Source organism: Sulfurivermis fontis (genome assembly GCF_004001245.1).
GTDB lineage: Bacteria > Pseudomonadota > Gammaproteobacteria > Thiohalomonadales > Thiohalomonadaceae > Sulfurivermis > Sulfurivermis fontis.
The window spans coordinates 868,887-892,694 of sequence record NZ_AP018724.1 but is presented as its reverse complement, the minus strand read 5'-3'; the positions used below and the strand labels follow the sequence as shown (position 1 = coordinate 892,694).

The 23,808-nt window shown below is 65.8% G+C and carries 21 protein-coding genes; 6 read left to right on the top strand and 15 right to left on the bottom strand.

The genetic code is table 11. The features are described 5' to 3' along the window. Positions 1 to 29: 29 nt before the first annotated feature. The 5 genes from alaS to EP379_RS04580 all read right to left on the bottom strand — a co-directional run bounded on the left by alaS (position 30) and on the right by EP379_RS04580 (position 5,437). On the bottom strand, positions 30 to 2,630 hold the full coding sequence (gene alaS / locus EP379_RS04600; protein WP_127476331.1) for an alanine--tRNA ligase: 2,601 nt from the start codon (positions 2,628 to 2,630) through the stop codon (positions 30 to 32). 196 nt (positions 2,631 to 2,826) lie between these two features. After that, positions 2,827 to 3,273, bottom strand: coding sequence for a regulatory protein RecX (locus EP379_RS04595; RefSeq protein ID WP_127476329.1), 447 nt, complete (start codon positions 3,271 to 3,273; stop codon positions 2,827 to 2,829). A 47-nt stretch (positions 3,274 to 3,320) separates the two neighbouring features. Further along, positions 3,321 to 4,352, bottom strand: coding sequence for a recombinase RecA (recA, locus tag EP379_RS04590; protein ID WP_127476327.1), 1,032 nt, complete (start codon positions 4,350 to 4,352; stop codon positions 3,321 to 3,323). Positions 4,353 to 4,419: 67 nt separating this feature from the next. After that, the gene (thpR, locus tag EP379_RS04585; protein WP_127476325.1) at positions 4,420 to 4,962 is read right to left on the bottom strand and encodes an RNA 2',3'-cyclic phosphodiesterase; all 543 of its coding nucleotides are present in this window, start codon (positions 4,960 to 4,962) and stop codon (positions 4,420 to 4,422) included. Beyond that, complete coding sequence (locus EP379_RS04580) at positions 4,943 to 5,437, bottom strand: CinA family protein (protein ID WP_127476323.1); 495 nt, start codon at positions 5,435 to 5,437, stop codon at positions 4,943 to 4,945. Before EP379_RS04580 ends, thpR begins: the two co-directional genes overlap by 20 nt. Positions 5,438 to 5,464: 27 nt before the next feature. Here EP379_RS04580 and EP379_RS04575 point away from each other — a divergent pair, with 27 nt between their 5' ends. Further along, positions 5,465 to 5,821 (top strand): hypothetical protein, encoded by a 357-nt coding sequence (locus EP379_RS04575; protein ID WP_127476321.1) that lies wholly within the window; start codon positions 5,465 to 5,467, stop codon positions 5,819 to 5,821. Here the strand turns inward: EP379_RS04575 and EP379_RS04570 are convergent. Further along, on the bottom strand, positions 5,818 to 6,111 hold the full coding sequence (locus tag EP379_RS04570) for a PilZ domain-containing protein (RefSeq protein WP_172600377.1): 294 nt from the start codon (positions 6,109 to 6,111) through the stop codon (positions 5,818 to 5,820). The genes EP379_RS04575 and EP379_RS04570 overlap by 4 nt on opposite strands. 104 nt (positions 6,112 to 6,215) lie before the next feature. Between EP379_RS04570 and mutS the strand changes: the two genes are divergently transcribed. Continuing rightward, positions 6,216 to 8,801, top strand: coding sequence for a DNA mismatch repair protein MutS (mutS, locus tag EP379_RS04565; protein ID WP_127476316.1), 2,586 nt, complete (start codon positions 6,216 to 6,218; stop codon positions 8,799 to 8,801). 216 nt (positions 8,802 to 9,017) lie between these two features. On the opposite strand, the gene modC is transcribed toward mutS, so the two are convergent. The 6 genes from modC to EP379_RS04535 form a co-directional block, all read right to left on the bottom strand. Next, positions 9,018 to 10,103, bottom strand: a complete 1,086-nt coding sequence (gene modC, locus EP379_RS04560; protein WP_127476314.1) for a molybdenum ABC transporter ATP-binding protein — start codon at positions 10,101 to 10,103, stop codon at positions 9,018 to 9,020. A 142-nt stretch (positions 10,104 to 10,245) separates the two neighbouring features. Continuing rightward, the gene (gene modB, locus EP379_RS04555; protein WP_127476312.1) at positions 10,246 to 10,923 is read right to left on the bottom strand and encodes a molybdate ABC transporter permease subunit; all 678 of its coding nucleotides are present in this window, start codon (positions 10,921 to 10,923) and stop codon (positions 10,246 to 10,248) included. Between the two features lies 1 nt (position 10,924). Further along, positions 10,925 to 11,698 (bottom strand): molybdate ABC transporter substrate-binding protein, encoded by a 774-nt coding sequence (gene modA / locus EP379_RS04550; RefSeq protein WP_127476310.1) that lies wholly within the window; start codon positions 11,696 to 11,698, stop codon positions 10,925 to 10,927. A 72-nt stretch (positions 11,699 to 11,770) separates the two neighbouring features. Continuing rightward, the gene (locus EP379_RS04545) at positions 11,771 to 12,127 is read right to left on the bottom strand and encodes a winged helix-turn-helix domain-containing protein (RefSeq protein WP_127476308.1); all 357 of its coding nucleotides are present in this window, start codon (positions 12,125 to 12,127) and stop codon (positions 11,771 to 11,773) included. Between the two features lie 647 nt (positions 12,128 to 12,774). Continuing rightward, positions 12,775 to 13,173 (bottom strand): type II toxin-antitoxin system VapC family toxin, encoded by a 399-nt coding sequence (locus EP379_RS04540; protein ID WP_127476306.1) that lies wholly within the window; start codon positions 13,171 to 13,173, stop codon positions 12,775 to 12,777. Next, complete coding sequence (locus EP379_RS04535; protein ID WP_127478830.1) at positions 13,170 to 13,403, bottom strand: type II toxin-antitoxin system Phd/YefM family antitoxin; 234 nt, start codon at positions 13,401 to 13,403, stop codon at positions 13,170 to 13,172. The genes EP379_RS04540 and EP379_RS04535 overlap by 4 nt, the downstream gene beginning before the upstream one ends. A gap of 325 nt (positions 13,404 to 13,728) precedes the next feature. Here EP379_RS04535 and EP379_RS04530 point away from each other — a divergent pair, with 325 nt between their 5' ends. The 4 genes from EP379_RS04530 to EP379_RS04515 all read left to right on the top strand — a co-directional run bounded on the left by EP379_RS04530 (position 13,729) and on the right by EP379_RS04515 (position 20,775). Then, entirely contained in the window at positions 13,729 to 15,147 is a 1,419-nt protein-coding gene (locus EP379_RS04530) for a Wadjet anti-phage system protein JetA family protein (protein WP_127476304.1), read from the top strand. Between the two features lie 79 nt (positions 15,148 to 15,226). Continuing rightward, complete coding sequence (locus tag EP379_RS04525; RefSeq protein WP_172600376.1) at positions 15,227 to 15,901, top strand: DUF4194 domain-containing protein; 675 nt, start codon at positions 15,227 to 15,229, stop codon at positions 15,899 to 15,901. A gap of 123 nt (positions 15,902 to 16,024) precedes the next feature. Then, the gene (locus tag EP379_RS04520; RefSeq protein WP_127476300.1) at positions 16,025 to 19,648 is read left to right on the top strand and encodes an ATP-binding protein; all 3,624 of its coding nucleotides are present in this window, start codon (positions 16,025 to 16,027) and stop codon (positions 19,646 to 19,648) included. Between the two features lie 5 nt (positions 19,649 to 19,653). Next, positions 19,654 to 20,775, top strand: a complete 1,122-nt coding sequence (locus tag EP379_RS04515; protein WP_127476298.1) for a hypothetical protein — start codon at positions 19,654 to 19,656, stop codon at positions 20,773 to 20,775. Positions 20,776 to 21,099: 324 nt separating this feature from the next. Here the strand turns inward: EP379_RS04515 and EP379_RS04510 are convergent, their stop codons facing one another. From EP379_RS04510 to EP379_RS04500, 3 genes are read right to left on the bottom strand one after another with little or no spacing between them, the layout of a single operon-like run. Then, positions 21,100 to 22,491 (bottom strand): ATP-binding protein, encoded by a 1,392-nt coding sequence (locus EP379_RS04510; RefSeq protein WP_127476296.1) that lies wholly within the window; start codon positions 22,489 to 22,491, stop codon positions 21,100 to 21,102. Continuing rightward, positions 22,488 to 23,144 (bottom strand): response regulator, encoded by a 657-nt coding sequence (locus EP379_RS04505; protein ID WP_127476294.1) that lies wholly within the window; start codon positions 23,142 to 23,144, stop codon positions 22,488 to 22,490. The genes EP379_RS04510 and EP379_RS04505 overlap by 4 nt, the downstream gene beginning before the upstream one ends. Before the next feature lie 6 nt (positions 23,145 to 23,150). Further along, positions 23,151 to 23,801: a tetratricopeptide repeat protein gene (locus EP379_RS04500; RefSeq protein ID WP_127476292.1), complete on the bottom strand. Its 651-nt coding sequence runs from the start codon at positions 23,799 to 23,801 to the stop codon at positions 23,151 to 23,153. Between the last annotated feature and the right edge of the window lie 7 nt (positions 23,802 to 23,808).

Here is a 23,808-nt window from a genome sequence, read left to right as displayed (position 1 = left end):
TGGCCGGAAATTAAAGGGGAGCCGCGGTTTCAGGCGCCCATTTCGCGCGCCACCCAGCCACTCACCGCGGCCAGGGCCGCCGGCAGTTTGGCCGGTTCGGTACCACCGCCCTGAGCCATGTCGGCCCGGCCGCCGCCCTTGCCGCCCACCTGCTGCGCCACCTCCTGCAGCAGCTTGCCGGCCTGCAGGCGGTCGGTCAGATCCTTGGTGACACCGGCCACCAGGCTGATCTTGTCGCCCTGCACCGCCGCCAGCACGATGGCCGCCGAGCCCAGCTTGTTCTTGAGCTGGTCCAGGGTGTCGCGCAGGGCCTTGGGATCGACACCCTCCAGATTGGCCGCCAGCACCTTGATGCCGGCCACCTCCACCGCCTGCCCGGCCAGATCGGAGCCCTGGCTGGAGGCCAGCTTCGCCTTGAGCTGCTCCAGCTCCTTTTCCAGCTTGCGCTGACGCTCGATCATCTGACGTACCTTGTCCGCCACCACGTCACGCGACCCTTTCACCGCCGCGGCCACGGCCTCCAGGCTGTCCTCGATACTGTCCACCCACTCCAGCGCCCTGCGCCCGGCCACCGCCTCGATGCGGCGCACGCCCGCGGCGACGCCGCCTTCGCTGACGATCTTGAACAGGCCGATGTCGCCGGTGCGGCTGACATGGGTGCCGCCGCACAACTCGGTGGAGAACTCGCCCATGGACAGCACGCGCACCTTGTCACCGTACTTTTCGCCGAACAAAGCCATGGCGCCGGAGGCCATGGCATCCTCAATGCCCATGATGCGGGTCAGCACCTCATTGTTGCCGCGGATCTGTTCGTTCACCAGTTGCTCGATGCGCCGCAGTTGCTCGCGGCTGACCGATTCAAAGTGGGAGAAATCGAAACGCAGACGTTCGGGGGTCACCAGCGAGCCCTTCTGCTGCACATGCTCACCCAGCACCTGGCGCAGCGCGGCATGCAGCAGGTGGGTGGCGGAATGGTGTGCGGCGGTGGCGGCGCGGGCGGCGAAATCCACCGCCGCATCGACGCTGTCGCCCACCTTCAGACTCCCCTGCCGCACCACGCCGATGTGGCCGAAGGCCTCGCCCTGCTTCTGGGTGTCCTGCACCTCGAACATGGCGCCGGCGCTGCTCAGCAGCCCCTTGTCGCCCACCTGGCCGCCGGACTCGGCGTAGAACGGCGTGTGGTCGAGGATCACCATGCCCTGCTCGCCGGCCGCCAGCTGCTGCACGGCATCGCTGCCCTTGTACAGGGCGATGACCTTGGCCTGATCGCTGATGCGCTCGTAACCGGTGAATTCGGTCTTGCCGGCGATTTCCAGCTTGTGGCCGTAGGCAGCACCGAAGGTGGAGGCAGCGCGGGCACGCTCACGCTGCGCCTCCATCTCGCGGTCGAAGCCATCCATGTCCAGCTCCAGGTTGCGCTCGCGGGCGATATCGCCGGTGAGGTCGACCGGGAAACCGTAGGTATCGTACAGCTTGAAGATGGTGCTGCCGGGCAGTACGTGACCGGACAGGCCGGCAATGGCCTCTTCCAGCAGGTGCATGCCCTGGTCCAGGGTTTCGGCGAAGCGCTCTTCCTCCTGATTGAGGATGCGCGTCACCTGCGCCTCGGCCTTGGCCAGTTCCGGATAGGCGGCGCCCATCTCCTTGACCAGCGGCGCCACCAGCTTGTGGAAGAACGGCTGGCGCAGGCCCAGCTTGTGGCCGTGGCGGATGGCGCGGCGGATGATGCGGCGCAGCACGTAGCCACGGCCTTCATTGGACGGCACCACGCCGTCGGTCACCAGGAAGGCGCAGGAACGGATGTGATCGGCGATGACCTTGAGCGAGGGATTGCTCAAATCCTTGCTGCCGGCCAGGGCCGCCACGGCCTTGATCAGGTTCTGGAACAGGTCGATGTCGTAGTTGCTGTGCACATGCTGCATCACCGCGGCGAGGCGTTCCAGGCCCATGCCGGTATCCACCGACGGCTTGGGCAGCGGGGTCATGGTGCCGTCGGCGCTGCGATCGAACTGCATGAACACCAGGTTCCAGATCTCGATGTAGCGATCGCCGTCTTCCTCCGGCGTTCCCGGAGGACCGCCCCACACCTCGGGGCCGTGATCGTAGAAGATCTCGGTGCAGGGGCCGCAGGGACCGGTGTCGCCCATGGACCAGAAATTGGACTTCTCGCCCAGCCGCGTCACACGCTCGGCCGGCACGCCGATCTCGTTGACCCAGATCGCCGCCGCCTCGTCGTCGTCCTTGTAGACGGTGACCCACAGCTTCTCGCGCGGCAGCTGGAGGGTCTGGGTGAGAAATTCCCAGGCGTAGTGGATGGCTTCGCGCTTGAAGTAGTCACCGAAGCTGAAGTTACCCAGCATTTCGAAGAAGGTGTGGTGGCGCGCGGTATAGCCGACATTTTCCAGGTCGTTGTGCTTGCCGCCCGCGCGCACGCAGCGCTGCACCGAGGCGGCGCGGGTGTAGCTGCGCTGTTCCCGACCGAGGAAGCAATCCTTGAACTGCACCATGCCGGCATTGGTGAACAACAGCGTCGGATCGTTGCCCGGCACCAACGGACTGGAGGCGACCACTTCGTGGCCCTTGCTGCGGAAGAAATCCAGGAAGGCCTGGCGTAGCTCTGCGCTTTTCATCGTTACCTTACTCAAGACGACATTTTCTGCCGAGTATCCAAAAACCAATTAGGTCCGCAAATGAACGCCAATGGACGCGAATGTTAATAGGCTTATCCAAGCCCGCCCTGCCCTATGGGTGGAGCGGCACGACTGCCTGAGGGCTTTGTTCTTTCACCTATTTGCGTCCATTCGCGTGCATTTGTGGACGCAATTTTCATTCGTCGCCGCTGAACACATGACGAAAGTGTTCGGTGGCAAAACCGCGATACTGTAAAAAACGGGCCTGCCGGGCCCGCTCCTGAAAATCCTGCGGCAGCTTGTTGCCGAAACGTTTGCGCCGCGCCTGTTCGGCCAGCTCACTCCATTGCCCGTCCATCTCTTCCAATGGCGGCGCAATGAATTCGTCGGCCACGCCGCGCTCGGCAAGCTCGGCGCGGATGCGCAATGGCCCGTAGCCCTTGCCGGCGCGCAGGTGCACGTAGCTCTCGGCATAGCGCGCATCGCTTTGCAGGCGTTCCTGTTGCAGACGCGCGATGCACTCGGCTACCCGCCCAGAGGGAAACCCCTTGTCGCACAGCTTGCGCTCCAGCTCGCGTGCGGAATGCTCGCGCTGCGCCAGCAGCGCTATCGCGCGCGGATAGGGATCGTCCTGCTGATGCATATTTCTATGTGGGTCGGATGCAACTCCGCCCCACATCAGTGAGCGAATCAGGCCTCTTCCATCACGTCATCGCTGCCTGAGGTGATCACCTCAGGCAGCACGGCGGTGCGGATCTTGGCCTCGATCTCGTGGGCCAGCTCCGGGTTGTCCTTGAGGAACTGGCGGGTATTGTCCTTGCCCTGACCGATGCGGTTGCCGTTGTAGCTGTACCAGGCGCCAGACTTCTCGATGATGTTGGCCTTCACGCCCAGATCGACGATCTCCCCTTCGCGCGAGATGCCCTCGCCATAGAGGATGTCGAACTCGGCCTGCTTGAAGGGCGGCGCCACCTTGTTCTTCACCACCTTGACGCGGGTTTCGTTGCCCACCACCTCTTCGCCCTTCTTGATGGCGCCGATGCGGCGGATATCGAGGCGCACCGAGGCGTAGAACTTGAGCGCATTACCGCCGGTGGTGGTTTCGGGGCTGCCGAACATCACGCCAATCTTCATGCGGATCTGGTTGATGAAGATCACCAGGGTATTGGAGCGCTTGATGTTGGCGGTGAGCTTGCGCAGGGCCTGGGACATCAGGCGGGCCTGCAGACCGACATGGGAGTCGCCCATCTCACCCTCGATTTCCGCCTTGGGGGTCAGGGCGGCGACGGAGTCCACCACCACCACGTCCACCGCGCCGGAGCGCACCAGCATGTCGGTGATCTCCAGGGCCTGCTCGCCGGTGTCCGGCTGCGACACCAGCAGGTCGTCGACGTTGACGCCCAGCTTCTGGGCGTAGACCGGGTCGAGGGCATGCTCGGCATCGACGAAGGCACAGGTGCCGCCGGCCTTCTGGGCCTCGGCGATGACCTGCAGGGTCAGGGTGGTCTTGCCGGAGGATTCCGGACCGTAGATTTCGATGATACGGCCGCGGGGCAGACCGCCGATGCCGAGGGCGATGTCCAGCCCCAGGGAGCCGGTGGAGATCGCCTGAATGTCGCGCGCCACGCCGGCGTCGCCCATGCGCATCACCGACCCCTTGCCGAACTGCTTCTCGATCTGGCTCAGGGCCGCGCTCAATGCCTTCCGCTTGTTATCGTCCATTCCTGCCTCCAAAAATGCATAGGGCGGGACCATCCATGCCCCGCCGCCTTGTATCGGGACGATTATTTCACATCTGTCCCACCAGCGGCCAGCGCCGCACCACTTGATATTGGGCCCCCTCGGGCAGGGTCAAGGACTGCACCAGCACGAAGTCACCCACGGCCCAGTGTACTGTATTTATATCCAGTTGTCGCGGTCCCCGGCGCGCCTTGCGCAGGACGGTCAGGTGCGGGCTGTAGGGGCGGTTTTCCGGGGTCAGGCCACAGGCGGCCATGGCCGCATTGAGGCGGGCGGCCAGGGTCCGCAAGGTTTCCGGCACGCTTGAACATCCCAACCATACTACCTGCGGTCTGGGCCAATAGCCGGCGCAGTCCAGAGCCAGCTCGAATGGCGGCAGGTGGATGGCATCGGCCGCCTTCTCCATGCAGGCGCGCTTATCGGCATCGATCGTGCCGAGAAAGGCCAGGGTGATATGGAGATTGTGCGTCGCCATGGGTTTGCCGCCCGGCGGGGCGATGGCCCGGCCCACCTTATATAGCGCCCGTTGCAGTTCGGCGTCCGGCCAGAGGGCGAAGAACAGGCGCTGCCCCTCAGGCGGCGGCGAGGACATCCAGCACCCCTTGCAGGGCCGCCGCCACCGCCTGGCGCCGCACCGCGTCGCGGTCGCCCTCGAAATGGCGGGTACAGCTCACCACCGCATCACCTGATACCGCCCAGGCCAGACACACCATGCCCACCGGCTTGAACGGCGTGGCCCCGCCCGGTCCGGCGATGCCGCTGATGGCCAGAGCCACCCGGGCGCGGCTGCGGCCCAGCGCGCCGGCGGCCATCTGCCGCACCGTCGCCTCGCTCACCGCCCCCTGCTCCGCCAGCACGCCAGGCTCGACGCCGAGCATCTCCTGCTTGGCCTCATTGGTATAGGTGACGAAGCCGCGCTCGAACCAGCGCGAACTGCCGGCCAGGTCGGTACATACCTTGGCCACCCAGCCGCCGGTGCAGGACTCGGCCGTGGCCAGCATCCAGCCCCGTGCCAACAGGGTGGCCGCCACCTGTTCCGCCAATGCGCCCAGTTCCTGATCGCTCATCACGAGATCCGTTATAGTTAGATCGCCATGGAAATCCGCCACTCACCCCTTCCCCTGTACTCGCCGCTGCAACCCGCGCAATCGCCGGCGCGCGCGCCTGCCCCGCAGGAAACGGGAACTCCCCCCGGACTGCCGCAGGACCGCCGCGGCAACGGCCTGACGGAATACATCGCCCGCGGCGAGGTGGTGGAGGGAAACGATAGCACCGACTATCGCGAACTGATCCGGGCCGCGCGTCAGCAGCGGGCCGAAACCATGCAGGAAGCCTCTGCCGCCCCCGGCAATGGCACCTCGCCCTATGCCGCCCGTGCCCTGTCCGCCTATCTGGCCTATGCCGGCGGGGCGGTCACCGGCATACACCAAGGACTGGACGAAATCGTCTAAAGAAAACGCCGGATGGTCACGCCGATGTCATAGCCGCCCTCGGCCGCCGGCTGTACCCGCACCACCTCCACCTCCGCCCGCAAGGGCGCCACCACAGCCTGCTGCGGCACCACCTGTACCGCCAGCACCTCTCCCAGGGTCAAGGCCTGATCGGTGACGAACCCCACCCCGCTGCCGCTCAGATCACGGGCCAACGCACTGTGCACGCTGCCGTCGTAGCGGGTGAAGGTCATGGGGCAGTCCATGCACATGCGGATGAAATTGCGCTTTTCCTCGTAATCTCTGTTCACGCTCCCGCTCCTCTCCTTATGTAATCGGGTCATTGGTAACAGACCGCTGCCGTATCGTGCAACCCTTCGCGGCGGCATGGCTTTTTCGTTATCCTTCCCGCACCATGAACCGTCCCGCCCAGCCCCAAGCCCTGACCGCCCACACCCCTATGATGCAGCAGTACCTGCGCATCAAGGCGGAGAACCCGCACCTGCTGCTGTTCTACCGCATGGGCGACTTCTATGAGCTGTTCTACGACGACGCCAAGCGGGCGGCGCAACTGCTGGACATCACCCTCACCACCCGCGGCAGCTCCGCCGGGGCCCCCATCCCCATGGCCGGCGTGCCCTACCACGCCGTCGAAGGCTACCTCGCCCGCCTCATCCGCCTGGGGGAGTCGGTGGCCATTTGCGAGCAGATCGGCGACCCGGCCACCAGCAAGGGACCGGTGGAGCGCAAGGTGGTGCGCATCGTCACCCCCGGCACCGTCACCGACGAGGCCCTGCTGGAGGAGCGGCGCGACAACCTGCTGTGCGGCATCCATCGCAGCGGCGACACCTGGGGGCTGGCGACCCTGGACCTCACCTCCGGCCGCTACACCGTGATGGAGGTCCAGGGCGACGAGGCCCTGGCCGGCGAACTGGAGCGGATCGATCCGGCGGAACTGCTGCTGGCCGACGATCTGCCCGCGCATCCCCTGTGGCAGGGGCGGCGCGGCGTGCAGCGCCTGCCGCCCTGGCGCTTCGAACCCGACACCGCCCGCCGCCTGCTCGCCACCCAGTTCGGCACCCGCGACCTGGCCGGCTTCGGCTGCGACCACCTGACCACCGCCCTCGGCGCCGCCGGCGCCGTGCTGCAATACGTGCAGGAGACCCAGCGCGCCGCCCTGCCCCATCTGCGCGGCCTGGCGCTGGAACGGCGCGACGAGGCGGTGCTGCTGGATGCCGCCAGCCGCCGCAACCTGGAACTGGAACACGCCCTCGGCGGCAACCCGGAACACACCCTGGCCGGCGTGCTGGACCACACCGCCACGCCGATGGGCAGCCGCCTGCTGCGCCGCTGGCTGCACCGGCCGCTGCGCGACCACGGCGTGCTCGGCGCACGCCAGCAGGCCGTGGCATCGCTCATCGAACAACGGCAGTGGGAACCGCTGCGCGATCTGCTGCGCGGCAGCGGCGATGTCGAGCGCATCCTCGCCCGCGTCGCCCTGCGCTCGGCGCGCCCGCGCGACCTGGTGCAGCTGCGCACCGCCCTCGGCCGCCTGCCCGCCCTGCGGCAACGGCTCGCCGCGCTGGACGCAACGCGCCTCACCGAACTGGCCGCGCGCTGCGCCGCCCGACCCGAGCTGCATGACCTGCTGCAACGCGCCATCATCGAGGCGCCGCCGCTGCTCATCCGCGACGGCGGCGTCATCGCCGCCGGCTTCGACGCGGAACTGGACGAGCTGCGCGCCATCCGCGCGAACGCCGGCCAGTATCTGGTCGATCTGGAACAGCGCGAACGCGCCCGCAGCGGCATCGCCACCCTCAAGGTCGGCTACAACAAGGTGCACGGCTATTACATCGAGGTGACGCGTGCCCAAAGCGAGAAGGTGCCCGACGACTACATCCGCCGCCAGACCCTCAAGGGCGCCGAGCGCTACATCACGCCGGAACTGAAACAATTCGAAGACAAGGCGTTGTCCGCCGCGGAACGCGCCCTGGCGCGGGAAAAGGCGCTGTACGACGCCCTGCTCGACAGCCTGTGCGCGGAACTGGGCGCGTTGCAGGACATGGCCAGCGCGCTGGCGGAGATCGACGCGCTGGCCAACCTCGCCGAGCGCGCCGAGACGCTGAATTGGGTACAGCCGCAACTGAGCGCCACACCGGGCATCACCATCGAAGGCGGCCGGCACCCGGTGGTGGAGCAGTACAGCAGCGCGCCCTTCGTGCCCAACGACATCGTGCTCGGTGACAACCGCCGCATGCTCATCGTCACCGGCCCCAACATGGGCGGCAAATCCACCTACATGCGCCAGACGGCGCTCATCGTGCTGCTGGCCCACATCGGCAGCCACGTCCCGGCCACACGTGCCGTCATCGGCCCGGTGGATCGCATCTTCACCCGCATCGGCGCCTCCGACGACATCGCCTCCGGCCGTTCGACCTTCATGGTGGAGATGACCGAGACCGCCAACATCCTGCACAACGCCAGCGACCAGAGCCTGGTGCTGATGGACGAGATCGGACGCGGCACCAGCACCTTCGACGGCATGTCGCTGGCCTGGGCGGTGGCGCGCGATCTGGCCGAGCGCGTCCGCGCCTATACCCTGTTTGCCACCCACTACTTCGAACTCACGGCCCTGCCCGAACTGGTGGAGGGCGTGGTCAACGTGCATCTCGACGCGGTGGAGCACGGCGACACCATCGTGTTCCTGCACGCGGTGAAGGACGGCCCGGCCAGCCAGAGCTACGGCCTGCAGGTGGCGCAACTGGCCGGTGTGCCGCGCGCGGTGATCGAGGCGGCGCGGCGCAAGCTGATCGAACTGGAAACCGACAACGCCGCCCACCGCGACTACGACAACCCGGCGCACCAGCTGGCCCTGGCCCTGCCGCCGCCGCCCGATGTGCCGGTGGTGGTGGAACTGCGCAAGCTCGACCCCGACAGCCTCACACCGCGCGGCGCACTGGAGCTGATCTATTACCTGAAAGGCCTGCTGGCGGCGGAATAAAGTAACGCTGAATTGAGGAAGCACTGAATTAGGGAAGCTCTGAATAAGTTCAGAGCTTCCGCGGCACAGGGATGTGCCGCCATTTTTCAACGACGATAAGTCGTTGAAAATGAAGCCAAGCGAAAATCACACTTTTTGCTTGGCGTGGTCTGAGAAGTCCAGGATGGACTTATTCAGACCTTCCTAAGTTCAGAGTTTCCTTGGCAGGAATCCCGCTCACTCCGCCAGCACCACGCTCTTCACCTGGGCATATACCTGCTTGCCGGGTGTGAGTTCGAGCAGGTCGGCGGAGCGGCGGGTGATGCGCGCGAGCAGCGGGATGGCGGCCTCGGGGCCGAGGCCGAGGCGGACGATCATCTGCCAGTCGTTGAGCGGGACGATCTCCTGCACACGGGCCTGGAGGATGTTGGCGATGCTGCTGTCGCGGTGTTCCTTCAGGGCAATGCTGACGTCGCGGGCGTGGATGCGCACGCGGGCGGGTTTGCCGGTGGTGCGTTGCAGGCGGCCGACGGCGAAGCGGCCGCCGCGGCAGTCGAGATAGGTGAGGTTGTACTTGTCATCGTGGCCGGCGACCACGGTTTCGATGATCGATTCGGCGACCTCGTCGCGCGCCAGCGGCAGATCGAGCCGCGTCATCACCTCATTGATGGTGCCGGCGGCCAGCGCCTTGCCGCCTTCCAGCAGGACCAGGTGATCGGCCAGCCGCGCCACTTCGTCCGGCGAGTGGGTGACATAGAGTACCGGGATTTCCAGTTCATCGTGCAGGCGTTCCAGATAGGGCAGGATCTCCTGCTTGCGCTTCAAGTCCAGGGCCGACAGCGGTTCATCCATCAGCAGCAGGCGGGGCTTGATGGCCAGGGCGCGGGCGATGGCGACGCGCTGGCGTTCACCGCCGGAGAGCTGGCCCGGCTTGCGCTCCAACAGGTGGCCGATGCCGAGCAGTTCGATGACGTGGTCGAGGGCGGCGCGGTCGAGGCGTTCCGCAGATCGCTTCATGCCGTACTCCAGGTTACCGCGCGCGCTCAGGTGCGGAAACAGGCTGGCCTCCTGGAACACATAGCCCAGGGCGCGTCGATGCGTGGGCAGGCAGAAGCGGCCGTCCTGCCAGACCTCGCCCTTCATAGCGAAATAACCCTCGTGCGTGTGCGCCAGCCCGGCGATGAGGCGCAGCAGGGTGGTCTTGCCGGAGCCGGAATGGCCGAACAACGCGGTCACCCCGCGGCCGGGCAGGTCGAGGTCCACATCCAAGGTGAAAGCGGGGTAGGCCAGCTTGAAGCGCGCCTGCATGTTTTCGCTATTCATCGGCATTTCCATTCCTGCGTGTGCTGGAACACCTTAGGACGGCGGAAACCAGCAGAATGCGGCCCAACCCCGTCAGGCGCCGGACCGAGGGCACTGCGCCTAGCCGCAGGCCAGCCACGCTGGCGGTGCGTCGCCTGGTTGTTCATACGTGTACCACGTGATAGCGCCGATTCAGGAAATACACCATGAACAACAACAGGAACGAGGCCACCAGCAGGCCGCCGGCGAGCACATGGGCGCTGGCGTAGTCCATGGCCTCGGCGTGGTCGTAGATGGCGATGGACAGCACGCGCGTCTCGCCCGGGATGTTGCCACCCACCATCAGCACCACGCCGAACTCACCCACGGTATGGGCGAAGGTCAGTGTCGTCGCGGTGAGCAAGCCGCGCCGCGACAGCGGCAGCACCACACTGAAGAAGCTGTCCCAGGGCGAAGCGCGCAGGGTGGCGGCGGCCTCGGTCATCCGGCTGCCCACGGCGGCGAAGGCATCTTTGAGCGGCTGCACCATGAAGGGCAGGGAGTACAGGGTGGAGGCCACCACCAGGCCGGCGAAGGTGAAGGCGAGGTGATGCCAGCCCAGCGCCAGCAGCGTGCCGCCGATGAAGCCGTTCGGGCCCAACGCCACCAGCATGTAGAAGCCCAGCACCGTGGGCGGCAACACCAGGGGCAGGGCCACCACCGCTTCCACCACTACCGCTACCCTGTTCTTCGTCCGCGCCAGCCACCAGGCGATCGGCGTGCCGACTATCAACAGCACCAGCGTGGTGACCGCCGCGAGCTTGAGCGTGGTGCTCAATGCCATCCAGTCGGCCGCGGACATGTTATTTCCCCTCTTCCCCCGGCAGCACGAAGCCGTAGCGCCGCATCACCACGCGCGCCGGTTCGCTCGCCATGTAGTCGGAGAAGGCCTGGGCCAGCGGGTTGCCGGCAGCGCGCCGGGTAATGACATAGCCCTGCTCCAGCGGCTCGTGCCACTGCGCCGGGATCGGTGTCCACGCCCCCTTGCCCGCCATGGTCGGTGACAGCACCAGGGCCAGGGCCACCAGGCCGGCCTCCGCCGCACCGGAATCGACAAACTGCGCGGTGTGGGCGATGTTCTCCCCCAGCACCAGTTTCGCTTCCATGGCCGACCAGACGCCCTGATGCTCCAGCGCCTCCTTGGCGCGCAGGCCGTAGGGGGCATGATGGGGATTGGCGATGGCGAACTTGCGGATCGGCGCCTTGGGCAAATCCCGCAACGCGGTCTGGGCCAGCTCCGGGTTCAGGCTCCACAGCACGATGCGGCCAATGGCATAGGGCCGGGTGATACCGCTGGTCAGGCCGTCTTTCTCCAGCGCGCGCGGGTACTCGATGTCGGCGGAGAAATACATGTCGAACGGCGCACCGTTCTTGATTTGGGTGAAGAACTTGCCGCTCGAACCGTAGATCACGTCGATCTTGTCGCCGGACCGGGCGGCGCGGAACTGCTCCACCACCTCGGCCATGGCAAACTTGAGATCGGCGGCGGCGGCAATGGTCAACGTCTCCGCCAGGAGCGGGCGCGCCAGCGGGAAGGAAAGCAGGAACAGCGCCAGCAGGCGTAACGATGTTTTCATGATTAACCCTTCCGATATATTTTTTCGTATATAACGGTTGTCAAAACAAGGGGCTGCCCGCCCCACCTTGCTTCATTCAGTTTCTGTCGCCAGCAGCCGCGTGAAATCACGCATTTCGCCGGCAATCGCCGCCGCTGCCTTGATCTCCATGGCCCGATAGCGGGCCAGCACATCGAGGCCGAACTCGGTCACGCGGGCGCCGCCACCGCCCTTGCCACCCGTGGCTGTTTCCACCAAAGGCTGCCGGAAACAGGCATTCATGGTGTCCACCAACAGCCAGGCACGCCGGTATGACATCCCCATTTCGCGCGCCGCCGCCGAGATGGAACCGGTGCGCGCCAGCGCGTCGAGCAGCTCGGCCTTACCGGGGCCTAACGCAATATCGGAGCCGAGCAGGATGCGCAGTCGCGGGCCAGACTGTCTGCCCATACCAATACCTCCTACGCTATATATGTGCATATATAACGCAAGAAGGCGGCAAAACGCAAGCCCGGCTCCCTCTCGCCGAGAGCGAGGCAGCGCTCCCCCAGATCGCGGTCGAACTGGGTACCGAGGTTATCGCGGAGGATGTCGAGCGCCTTTGCGATTGGCCTCCTCTTGCACCCGGACCGGATGCCGGTCATGGCGTCGAAGGCATCACAAATTCGCACTATGCGTGCAGCTAAGCCGATCAGAGCCACCTTCGCCTCCACCTCGGCAGATAACCCCGCCTCCTGTGCCAGCAGACGAGCGAATGGCAAGACCCGCGACAAATGCCCGCCGGTTCAGAGGTCGCGCGCCCCCACCGCCGAGGCCATGACAAAGAGGGTGCACAGCATGACGCGGGGTGTGCGCATGACATCTTGCCTTGGGACAGGGATAATGCTGACGAACAGGTATTGGCAACGTCCGTGCCAACACTGAAACATGCGTCATGACACTGGAATCATGGAAATCTGGGCATCCGCATTTCGTGATTGATCAGGGGTTAGATGTCCCCACCCTCAATCACCTCACCAGTGTTGATAGGTCGGCCCCGTAGTTGATCTCCTTCTCTTCCGGTTCCGGCCTCTTAAAGCTGATACTCTTGCTCATCATCACCAAATCGTTTTCACATGCCGATACTCACGAATCTTGTCATCAGCAGTAACAAGGGGGACTGAGTGGTGCCGTGCCAGCGCCACGATCAGCCTGTCTGCCGGATCAGGATGGAACTCCCCGGGTAGGCGTACTGACTGCACAGCGACATCGGTATCTACCGACACAAAGGAGACGCCCTCGATAGAGGCGACCGTTTCCAGCCAGTCATCAATATCCATTGTCAGGGCCAGCCTACCCTTTGCAACCAGCATGGCGATTTCCCAGGCACTAATGGCCGAGATGAGCACCTGACCCTCCGCCGACAATTCTGACTCAATCGCCTTTTTGGCATTAGCCGATAACTGTGGATCACCATTCACCCACCAGATGAGTGCGTGTGTATCCAGTACGATCACCCCAGCGCCTCCCAGTCTCCCTCTCCGACAGGCTCAGTAGGCCCTGCATACTCGATCACGCTACCCTTGAGTACGTCGAGGGGGCTACGCTCAGTCTTTCGGTAACGACGCACCTCAATGGTTGGCTTGCCATGGTCAGTGACAATTACCGCGTCACCACTGGATTCCACTTGCCGAAACAGCTCCAGCGCCTTAGCCTTGAATTGAGACTTTGAAACCTGTTCTTGCATATATCTGCCCATAGTCATATTACGATAGTCATTATTGTAGCAAAAGTAATGACCACAGCAAATGGTCATAAACATCCTCGCCACTGGTTACATTGGGTGGCTAGGAGGGAGGATCAATCACAGATTGCGGATACCCATTTTCTCACGACACACCACGCACGGCAGTATCATAGGCGACAAAGGCAGAGCGGCTGTAGGGTTAGCGACAAAGCCCGCGCAACAGACAGGCCGCCCAGCCCTGACCGAAGAACTCACCCTGGTCACCAACGACGGCCGTAAATTCCGCCGCATCGAAGGGCTGCGGGTGGAAAACTGGGCGCAGTAGATGTTTTTCACCGCTGATCACCTGCACTTCTTCCGTCCCCTGACGGGCAAATACCGCGAACAGGTCGTCGCCTGCCTGAGCGCCCTGTATGCGCGCTTCTATACCTCGCACGCCGACTACAGCCGCCTGTGCGACCGCGACCAGGTGCTGGAGGTATTCAGCGAGGCCATCACCCGCACGCCGCTGCTGGACGGCGACGACGAGGCGGCGCCGCGCGGCGAGCGCGAGCAGGCCAACTGGGTGCTCAACCTGCTGCTGGAGCACGGCTGGCTGGAGCGCCAGACCGACGAGGCCACGCTGCAAAGCAGTTACGCCTTCACCCGCATCGGCCGCCTGTTCACCCAGCCCATGGTGGAGACCGCCGGCGGCCGCTTCCGCACCCGCCACCGCAACACGCGCAACACCCGCAACGCCCTGCGCGCCTTTCTCGACCGCGGCGAGGTGTACGACCTGCTCGACGCCTACGAATACTCCGAGCGCATCGTCGCCGACTTCTCCGACATCATCACCGAGCTGGACGAGCGCAAGCGCCAGCTGGTGCGCGACATCGAGGCACAGCAGATCGTGCAGCGCGCCGCCGACGAATTCTTCGACTTCATGGAAAAGAAGTTCATGCCCGACCTCGCCGTGCGTCTGTCCGCCGACAGTGTGGAGAAATACCGCGACGAGATCGCCGAACTCATCGGCAAGGCGCGGCGCAAGCAGCGCGACTTTAAGGCCAATGCCGAACGCGAACTGCGCCGTGCCGCGCCGGAACTGGTCAGCGACCGCGAGCGCTCGCTCTACCTCGCCATCCTCGACGGCATCGACGCCCGCCTGCACGCCGCCTGCGAGGTGATGCTGCCGGCGCTGCGCCGCGCCCTGCACGGTTTCACCCGCCGCGCCGACATCATCATCCGCCAGCTCAGCTTCAGCGGCGCGGCGCGCAACGAACTGCTCGGCGCCTGCCGCCGCCTCGCCGCGCTGGACGACGCCGGCTACGCCGATGCCCTGGACGCGGTGGGCGATCGGCTCGCCACCCTCAACGTCGGCTTTGCCGACCCCGAAGCACTGCGGCTGCACGGCCCGCGCAGCCGCCGCATCGTCAATAGCGCGGTGGAACGGGAGCAGGCCGACGACCCGCAGGAGCGGCGCAAGCTGTTCGTGCAGCAGGTCCTGGAGCGGGCCTTTGCGCTCAACAACCGCGAACTGCGCGACTACCTGATGGAGGCCCTCGCCGGCGGCCACAGCGTGCGCACCACCAGCCTGCCGGTACGCGATGCCCGCGACCTGCTGCGCGCCGCCCACGCCATCGAGGCCGGCACCGCCGCCGACGGCGGCCTGCGCTTCCGCGTCGAACCCACCGGCCAGGTGGTACGCACCGACTATTACGAGGCCAGCGACGAATTCCTCATCGAGCTGGTGGATGATAACCAGTGACAAGTGACAAGTGACAAGTGACAAGTGACAAGGAGGAGTGTCTTTCTTTTCTTGCAGCCTGCAACTGATTAAAATGACCATGCAACCGACCTTACACGACTATCTGGAACAGCGGCTCGAATCCGCCGCCGTGTCCACCGACGAACTGCGCGAGTTGCTGGTGCGGCTGCTCAACTACGGCATCCTGTGCCGTGACGAGAGCCAGACCGAGCGCGAGCTGTACGACCGCTTCCTGCGCGCCGAGCAGCCGGTGCGCGAGCTGCTCGGCCTGTTCGGCATCCAGGTACAGATCGACCGCCGCTTCGAATACCTGCGCCTGCTGCCGCCGGGCAGCCAGCTGCCGGGCATGGAGGATGCCGCCGAACAGGCCTTCGCCGGCAGCCTGCGCGCGCGCCTGAGCCAGAACGAAGTGGCACTGCTGCTGGTGCTGCGCGTGCAATACGACAAGGCCCTGCGCGAGGGCAAGCTGGACGAGCGCGGCTTCGTCACCGAGTCCTTCGAATCCCTCGGCATCGCCATGAAGAACCTGCTCGGCCGCCCGCTGCCGGAGAAGATCACCGAGCGCAAACGCCTGTTCCAGCGCCTCAAGCAGCTGCGCCTCATCGACTTCCGCCAGGATGAAGACATCGACAGCGGCGAATCCTGGCTGCGCATCCACCCGATGATCGTCGACTTCGTCGGCGCCGGTGCACTGGAGGCGCTGCAAGAAGCAAAGGCCTTCGCCGCAGAGGACGCCGAGGAAGGCGATGATTGAAATGACTCCGGACCTCGTCATGGTGCGCGCGGACAACAGGGCGATGCCCCCGAACCTGAACGACAACCCTTTGCGCTCTTCGCGTCATTGCGTTGGATTCTTTTTTGCGAACTGGAGCCCCCGGTGTTTCTGAAACGATTCATTTACGTCAACTGGGGCAACCTGCCCAACGGCGAGTTCGATCTCGGCCCGGTGAACCTGTTCTCCGGCGGTAACGGCTCGGGCAAGACCACCGCCGCCGACGCGATCCAGACGGTGATGACCGCGGCGCACGAAAATCTGTTCCAGTACAACCCGGGCCAGGACGAGACCACCCAGCGCGGCCGCGGCGGCAAGCGCGTGCGCACCCTCGCCTCCTACGTGCTCGGCTGCGACGACGGCAGCTACGCCCGCCTCGACCCCTGCGACGGTTATCTCGCCGCGGTATTCCATCCCACCCGCGGCGAGACGGCGCCGCCCTTCACCGCCCTCATCGGCGTGCGTGCCTGGCTGGAACAGGGCGGCAGCCAACCGGTGGCACGCAATGACAATCCGGTGTTTTTCATCCTGCCCGGCGTCGAACTGGAACTGCGCCACCTGCAACGGGAGGACGGCGGCGGCCGCTACGTCACACCGTTGGACGATTTGCCAGGCCACTTGCTTACCGAATTCGGCAAGCGCGCCATCGAGCGCTACGACACCAAGAAGGGCTATCTGCGCCGCCTCTACGCCGCCCTGCGCGGGCGCGCCGAGCAGGTCACCGAACGCGAGGCGGTAGCGGCGGCGCGTGCCTTCTCCCGCTTCATGGCCTACAAGCCGGTAAACAGCATCGACCAGTTCGTCGCCGAGGAAATCCTCGAACGCCGTGACATGGGCGAGGCGATCCGCACCGTCGCCGGCCAGCTCAAAACTATCCACGGCATGGAGCGCGAGGCGGCCCGCCTGGTGGAAAGCATCGCCCGCCTGGAGCAGGCCGGCGCCCATGCCCGGCACTATCTGGAACACTGGATCGACCTCACCGCCCTCGACTACACCCTGGCGCGCCACGACTATCTGCAGCGGCAACAGGACTACCTCAACGCCAAGCGCGAGCAGGAGCGCCTGCGCCATCGCGCCGTCGAACTGGACGAGGAGATCCGCCTGGCAGTGCAGCGCCAGGAGCAGGTACACGATCAGCGCATCCAGTTGGAGGCGCAACGCCAGGGCGTCGACGCCCTGCGCCAGAAGGACCAGTTGGAGCGCCAGCGTGAAGGCCAGGTCCAGCGCCTGAGCGAACTGGGCCGCGACCTGCTGGCCCAGGACAACCGCGTGCAGCAGAACAGCGGTCACATCCGCCTCATCGCCGAGGGGCTGCAAGGGGCGGCACTGGTGCAGGAACTGCCGCTGCTGGCCGACATGGAGACCCGCACCCTGGCGCGCGAGGCGGTGGATCGTGGCCGGCGCGGCGAGATCGACCTGGCGCGCCTGCTGCAACAGGACCTCACCGGCGACCTCGCCGCGCTGGAGCAGTACCTGGACCAGGCGCGCGACGCGCAGCGCGCGCAGAACCGCCTGGTGGAACACCTGCACGATGAGGGCCGCCGCGACGCCCTGGCCGGGCTGCACCTGGAGCGGCGCCGCCGCTACGAACAGTTGGAGGAGCAGCAGCGCAGGAAACAGAACGAGATCGATCGCCTGGAAGGCAAACAGGTCAGCTACCCGCCCCACGTGGACAAGGCGCTGGCGGCGATCCGCGCCCATTGTCCGCAGGCCGACCCGCGCGTGCTGTGCGACCACGTCGAGGTGAAGGACCCGGCCTGGCAGATGGCCATCGAAGGTTATCTGGGCGGCGCCCGCTTCGGCATCCTGGTGGAGCCGGCCCACGAGGCCGAGGCGATCCGCATCGTGCGCGCCCTGCCCGGCCGCGACAACAAGGCGCGCGTCATCCAGGGTCACAAGGCCGCCGAGGATGCGGCGAAGATCACCCTGGACAAGGACTCCATCGTTCACGTGCTCGATTTCACCCATGCCGTGGCGCGCGACTACCTGGTCGCCAGCTTTGGCACGGTGCTGCGCGTGAGCACAGCGGAGGAATTGCGCCATACCCGCCGCGGCCTCACCGCCGATGGCATGGGCTCCGGTGGCTACACCCTGTTCCGCTGCGACATCGCCGACGGCGAACTGGTGTTCGGCGCCGCGGCACGCGAACGCGCGCTGAACGCCAAGCGCGCCGAACTCAACCAGATCGTCACCGACTGGCAGCAGGCCGGCGAACGCATGCAGGAGAGCGGCCGCCTGCTCGCCGCCGTCGACGCCCTTGTCGCGGTGAGCCATGCCGACACCATCACCGCCATGCTGGAATCACGCCGCGAATTGGCGCGCCTCGACGCCCTGCTCGCCGGCCTGGACCTGGGCGAACACCGCGACCTGGAGGCGCGACTGGAAAGGCTGAAACAGGAAGAGACACAATGGCGCGAGCAGCATGGCCGGCTGCGTGAGGAAAAGGGCAGCATCGGCAACCAGCTCGCCGCCGCCGACCGCGCCGTCACCGCCCTGGCCGACATGCAGGAACAGGCCAACCTCAAGGCCGAGCAGTGCGAACAGGCGCTGCGCGAGCTGCACGGCCTGTGGCCGGAATTCGATCTCGACGCCCGCCTCGATGCCTGCGATGCCGAGGCGTCCCACCTCGACGGCAAGAACGCCGCGGCGCGGCGCGAGGACAGTGCCGCCCGCCTGCGCAAGTGCGAACACGAACTGGACGAAGCGATCCAGGAACACAACCGTCAGTGCCGCCCCGCCGACGCCGTGTTCTACACCGGCTTCGACGGTTACTACGATACCGCTCTGTTCAAGACCATCCGCCAGGTGCGCCAGGAGCTGGACCGCGTCTACAACCTGCTCAAGAACAACATCCTGGTGGATAAGCACGCCGAGCTGCACCGCCTCAAGGAAAGCTTCAACAGCACCTTCGTCACCCACCTGTGCCACCAGATCCACCAGGCCATCAAGGACGGCGAGCGGCAGATCGACATCCTCAACCGCGAACTGCAACACCACCGTTTCGGCGCCGACCGCGAGACCTTCCGCTTCGCCAGCGAATGGATCCCCGAGTACCGCGACTACGCCCGCTTCTTCGAAGAAGTGATGAAAATCCCGGCCCTGGGCGAAGAGACCACGCTGTTCAACGCCCAGTTGACGCCGCGCTCGGCGGCGGTGCGCGACGAACTGATGGCGTTGCTGCTGGAAGAGGACGAACACAAGGCGCTGCGCGAACTGGAACGTCTCGCCGACTACCGCCACTACCGCCGCTACGAAATCTACAAGGAGGTGGAGGGCAAGGCGCCGATCCCGCTGTCCGAATACGGCACCGGCTCCGGCGGCCAGCTGGAGACACCGGCCTACATCATCCGCGCGGCGGCGATCACCTCCGCCTTCCGTTTCGCCGAGGGGCAGAACCACCTGCGCATGGTGCTGGTGGACGAGGCCTTCATGCACATGGACGAACAGCGCTCGCGCGAGGTCATCGGCTATCTCACCGGCAGCCTGGGCCTGCAACTGACCTTCATCATGCCCACCAGCAAGTGCGGTCCGTTCATGGACCTGATCAGCAACGAGTTCGTCTTCGCCAAGGTGCCGAGCGCGCCGCGCGGCCAACTGCGCACCCGCGTACTGGTGGACCGCAAGGTCTGCAACCGCGAGCGCATCCAGGAGCTGTGGGCGCAGCACCGCCGTACCGTCTACCAGCAGGCCGAACTGGACTTCATGAGCGACGTGCTGGGCGAGGCGTAGAGCGCATGGAACGACCGGCGCCGCCCTGGCTGAACGACGAGGACGAACTGCGCGCCCTGCTCGGCCGGGTGCTGGATCGCTTCGACCAGCAGCCGGGAGCGGAGCGCCAACAACGCACCTATCTGGCCGCTGAGAAGCATCTGCCAACACTCGCTCGCGGCGACGCCGATGCCGATCAGCTCTGGCGCTTCGTGCGCACACTGGAGAGCTGGGGTGTCTGCACCGTTGTACCGAACAAACGGCGCGGCCCCTACGACCCGGAATGGAGCGATGCCCGCCTCGCCTTCGCACCGCAGGCGGAAGACACCCTGCGTGCCTGGCTCGACCGCCCGCGCGAGGAGCCGGCCATCCGTGCCTGGCGTGCCGCCGTGGCGCAGCACGCAGCGGCCTTCCCCGGCGGCATCGAGCCGCTGCTCAAGCGTCGCATCGCCATCCCCGGCTGGAGTGATGACGAGGTGGTGACCGCACTGGCGCGCAGCGGCACATTCCGCGCTCCGCTCACCCTCCGTCAGTTGAGCGCCAGGATATTCCGCGGCGACTCCAAACGCCTGGACGAGCGCGAAGATTTGATCCGCGCGCTGTTTCCGCAGCTACCCCTCAAGCCGCGTCCGCTGGTGGTGGCGGTATATCTGCCGGAGACCTGCCGCGGCGTGCTGTTCATCGAGAATCAGGACAGCTACGCCGCCGCCCTCGCCGGCGCCTGGCCCGCCACAGCGGACCTCGCCCTGGTCTATGCCGCCGGCTTCCGCGGCGGCGCCGAGCGCATCCGCGAACGCGGTGCCGCCCTGCTGCACTACGCCGGCAGCGACCGTGACAGCGGCACCTTCGAGGCCTGGTGGTTCGACGGCGCCGCGACACCCGGACCGCTGCATTTCTTCGGCGACCTGGACTTCGCCGGCATGGCGATCCTCGCCGCCCTGCGCCAGCGCTTCGGCGCGGTCAACGCCTGGCAGCCCGGTTACGCCGCCCTGCTCGAACGCCTGCACGCCGGTCACGGCCATGCCGCCCTCGATGCCGACAAGCAACTGCAAACCGACCCCGGCCGCACCGGCTGCCCCTATGCCGACGAGATTCTGCTCCCCGCGGCACGCCGGCTCGGCTTCGTCGATCAGGAAGCCATGGACTGATCGCGCCTCGGTGCGCAACGACACAGTGCATGCGCTGTCCCGGATTAAGGAAGGTCTGAATAAGTCCATCCTGGACTTCTCAGACCACGCCAAGCGAAAAGTGTGATTTTCGCTTGGCTTCATTTTTCAACGACTTATCGTCGTTGAAAAATGGCGGCACATCCCTGTGCCGCGGAAGCTCTGAACTTATTCAGAGCTTCCTTAAGGAAGGTCTGGACAGCACCGGAGGCACGGATTTGAAATCCCGTATCGTTCCGTCCAAAACCTGCGTCAATGCTGCGCTCAAGGGTGGGATTTGGCTGTTTTGGACAGCCAGGTTGTTGGCTATATCCTTGCCCCATCCACCGGCAGCCACACCTCGGCCAGCAATCCACCCTGCGGCGCCGCGCCCAACCGCACCTCGCCGCCATGCATCTCGACGATGCGCAGCACGATGGACAGACCCAGCCCGCAGCCCTGGGCATCATGACCGAGGCCGCGATGGAAACGCTCGAACACCCGCTGCCGCTCGGCGACGGGGATCCCCGGCCCGCTGTCGGCCACGGCGACGACGGCGTGCCGCCCCTCGCGGCGCAGGCTGACCTCCACCTGACCGCCGGACGGTGTATAGCGCACAGCGTTGTCGATGAGATTGCGCACCAACACCAGCAGGGCCAGCGGATTGCCCTGTACGTCGAGCGCCTCGGCGGCCCCCAGACCGAGATCGATCTGCTTGCCGACCGCCAGCGGCATGCACAGTCCGATGGCCTCCTCCGCCAGCGCGCGCAGCGCCACGGGCGTGAACTCGCCCGGTCCCTGCTCCGGATCGAGACGCGCCAGCGTAAGCAACTGTTCCACCAGATGACTGGCGCGATCCACACCACTCATGATCGCCGTGAGGGCGCGGCGGCGATCCTCGTCATCCCTGGCACGCAGCGCCACCTGCGCCTGGGTCTTCAGGCTGGCCAGCGGCGTGCGCAACTCATGGGCGGCATCGGCGGTGAAACGGCGTTCGCGGGCAAAGGCGTCTTCCAGCCGCGCCAGCAGGTCATTCAGCGCGGTGACCAGCGGCTGCACCTCGCGCGGAATACGGGTGTCGCGGCCAAAGCGATCCAACTGGGTGGCGGAACGCCGCTCCACTTCACCTGCCAGTTGCCGCAGCGGCCTCAGGCCACGGCCGATCCCCCCCCAGATGGCGAACACCAGAATCGGCAGGGCCAGGATGATGGGAACCAGAACCTGCCCGGTGATTTCATTGATCATCGTTTCGCGCACGGCATGGCGCTCCACCACCTGCACCATCAGGTCGGGCTCCGCCACGTGCATGGCGTAACTGCGCCACGCCCCGCCCGCATCGGCGATGTCCGCAAATCCTGCCCGCTGCGGCCGCTCTGACGGCGGACTGCCGGAGGATTGCAGGAAGGGACGGCCCCGCAGCCAGATGCGGAACTCCAGTTTGGCGGCATATTTCTGATCGAAGAACAGCTTCTCCAGCTCCGCGACCTCTTCCTGCAGATCATGCGCCGTGGGCTTTGGCTTCACGCTGCCGGTTGCCGGCTCCTTCAGCTCATGCAGCACCATGCCGGCCAGCACATGACCGGCCCGCGCCAGGTGGGCGTCGTAGACCTCCTCCGCCTCGTGTGCGGTCCTCCACCAGGTGACATACACAATGCCGAGCCACATCACCAGAAAGATGACCATCAACAGCGACAGCAGGCGCAGCCGTATCGAATTCATTTCAGCACCATGTAGCCGACGCCGCGCACGGTGCGGATCAAGTCTGCCCCCAGCTTCTTGCGCAGGTGATGGATATAGACTTCCAGCGTGTTGCTCTCCACGCCCATGTCCCAGCCGTACAGCGCCTCCTCCAGCCGGCTGCGCGACAGCGCCTCGCCGGCATGCTGCAACAGCAGATGCAGCAGGGCGAACTCACGCGCCGGCAGCTCCACCGGCACGCCGTTGCAGGTAAGGGTATGGGCGGCGGGGTCGAGCACCAGCGCACCGTGCTCGATGGCGGTGGTGGCGCGGCCGCTGCGGCGGCGTGCCAGGGCACGCAGGCGCGCCGCCAGCTCGTCGATGTCGAAGGGCTTGGTGAGATAATCGTCGGCGCCGGCGTCCAGTCCCTGCACCCGATCGGCCACTGCATCATAGGCCGTGAGGATCAGCACCGGCGTGTCGTTGCCGTTGCGGCGCAGGCGTTTGAGCACCTCCATGCCGGAGAGGCGCGGCAGGCCGAGGTCGAGCACGATGAGGTCGAAGCGATCCGAGGCACAGGCCTGCACCGCCGCCTCGCCATCGCGCACCCAGTCCACGGCATACCCCTCCTGGCGCAGGCCGGCACCGATGCCGTCGCCCAGGAGGGGATCGTCTTCAACCAGCAGTAATCGCATAGAGGATCAGTAGATCGGTTCGTTCATCTTCTTCCTGGCCAGGTCGATCGCCGCCATGATCTCCTTGCGCCGTCCCGCGTCGGCGATCTCGCGCCCCGGCCGCGGCGGCGCCGCCAGCGCCTTCTCCAGCACGGCGAGGGCCTTCTTGTAGTCGTGCTCGGCAATGAGGAAATCGCCGTAGAAGTAGTTGGGGTCCATGCCGTCGGGATTCATCTGCAGCGCCTTTTCCAGATAGGCGCGCGCCTTGTCGTCGTCGCCGAAACCGATGGGCCAGCCGGGCACCTGATAATAGAGGCTGCCCAGCGAGGTGTACACCGAACCCTGCAGGGCTGCAGCATCGATCTGCTCGGCCTTGAGCAGGAGGTCGCGCGCCTCGGTCACCAGACTGAGCGCACCGAGGCCGCCCTTGGCGCCGGCATAGCTGGACAGCACGATGGCCTGCCAGATGAGCGGTTCGGCGCGGTTCGGCATGGCGGCGCTGACGGCCTTGGCACGTTCGGCCAGGTCGGCCAGTGCCTTCTCCTTCGCATCGCCCTGCAGGGTGAAGTTGGCGGTGTCCCAGTCGCGGATCAGTTGCACCAGTTGCGCGTCCCCGGCGGCGTGGGCCTGCATGGCACCGAGGGACAGCAGCAAAACCATGAACAGTTTCTTCAGCATGATGACA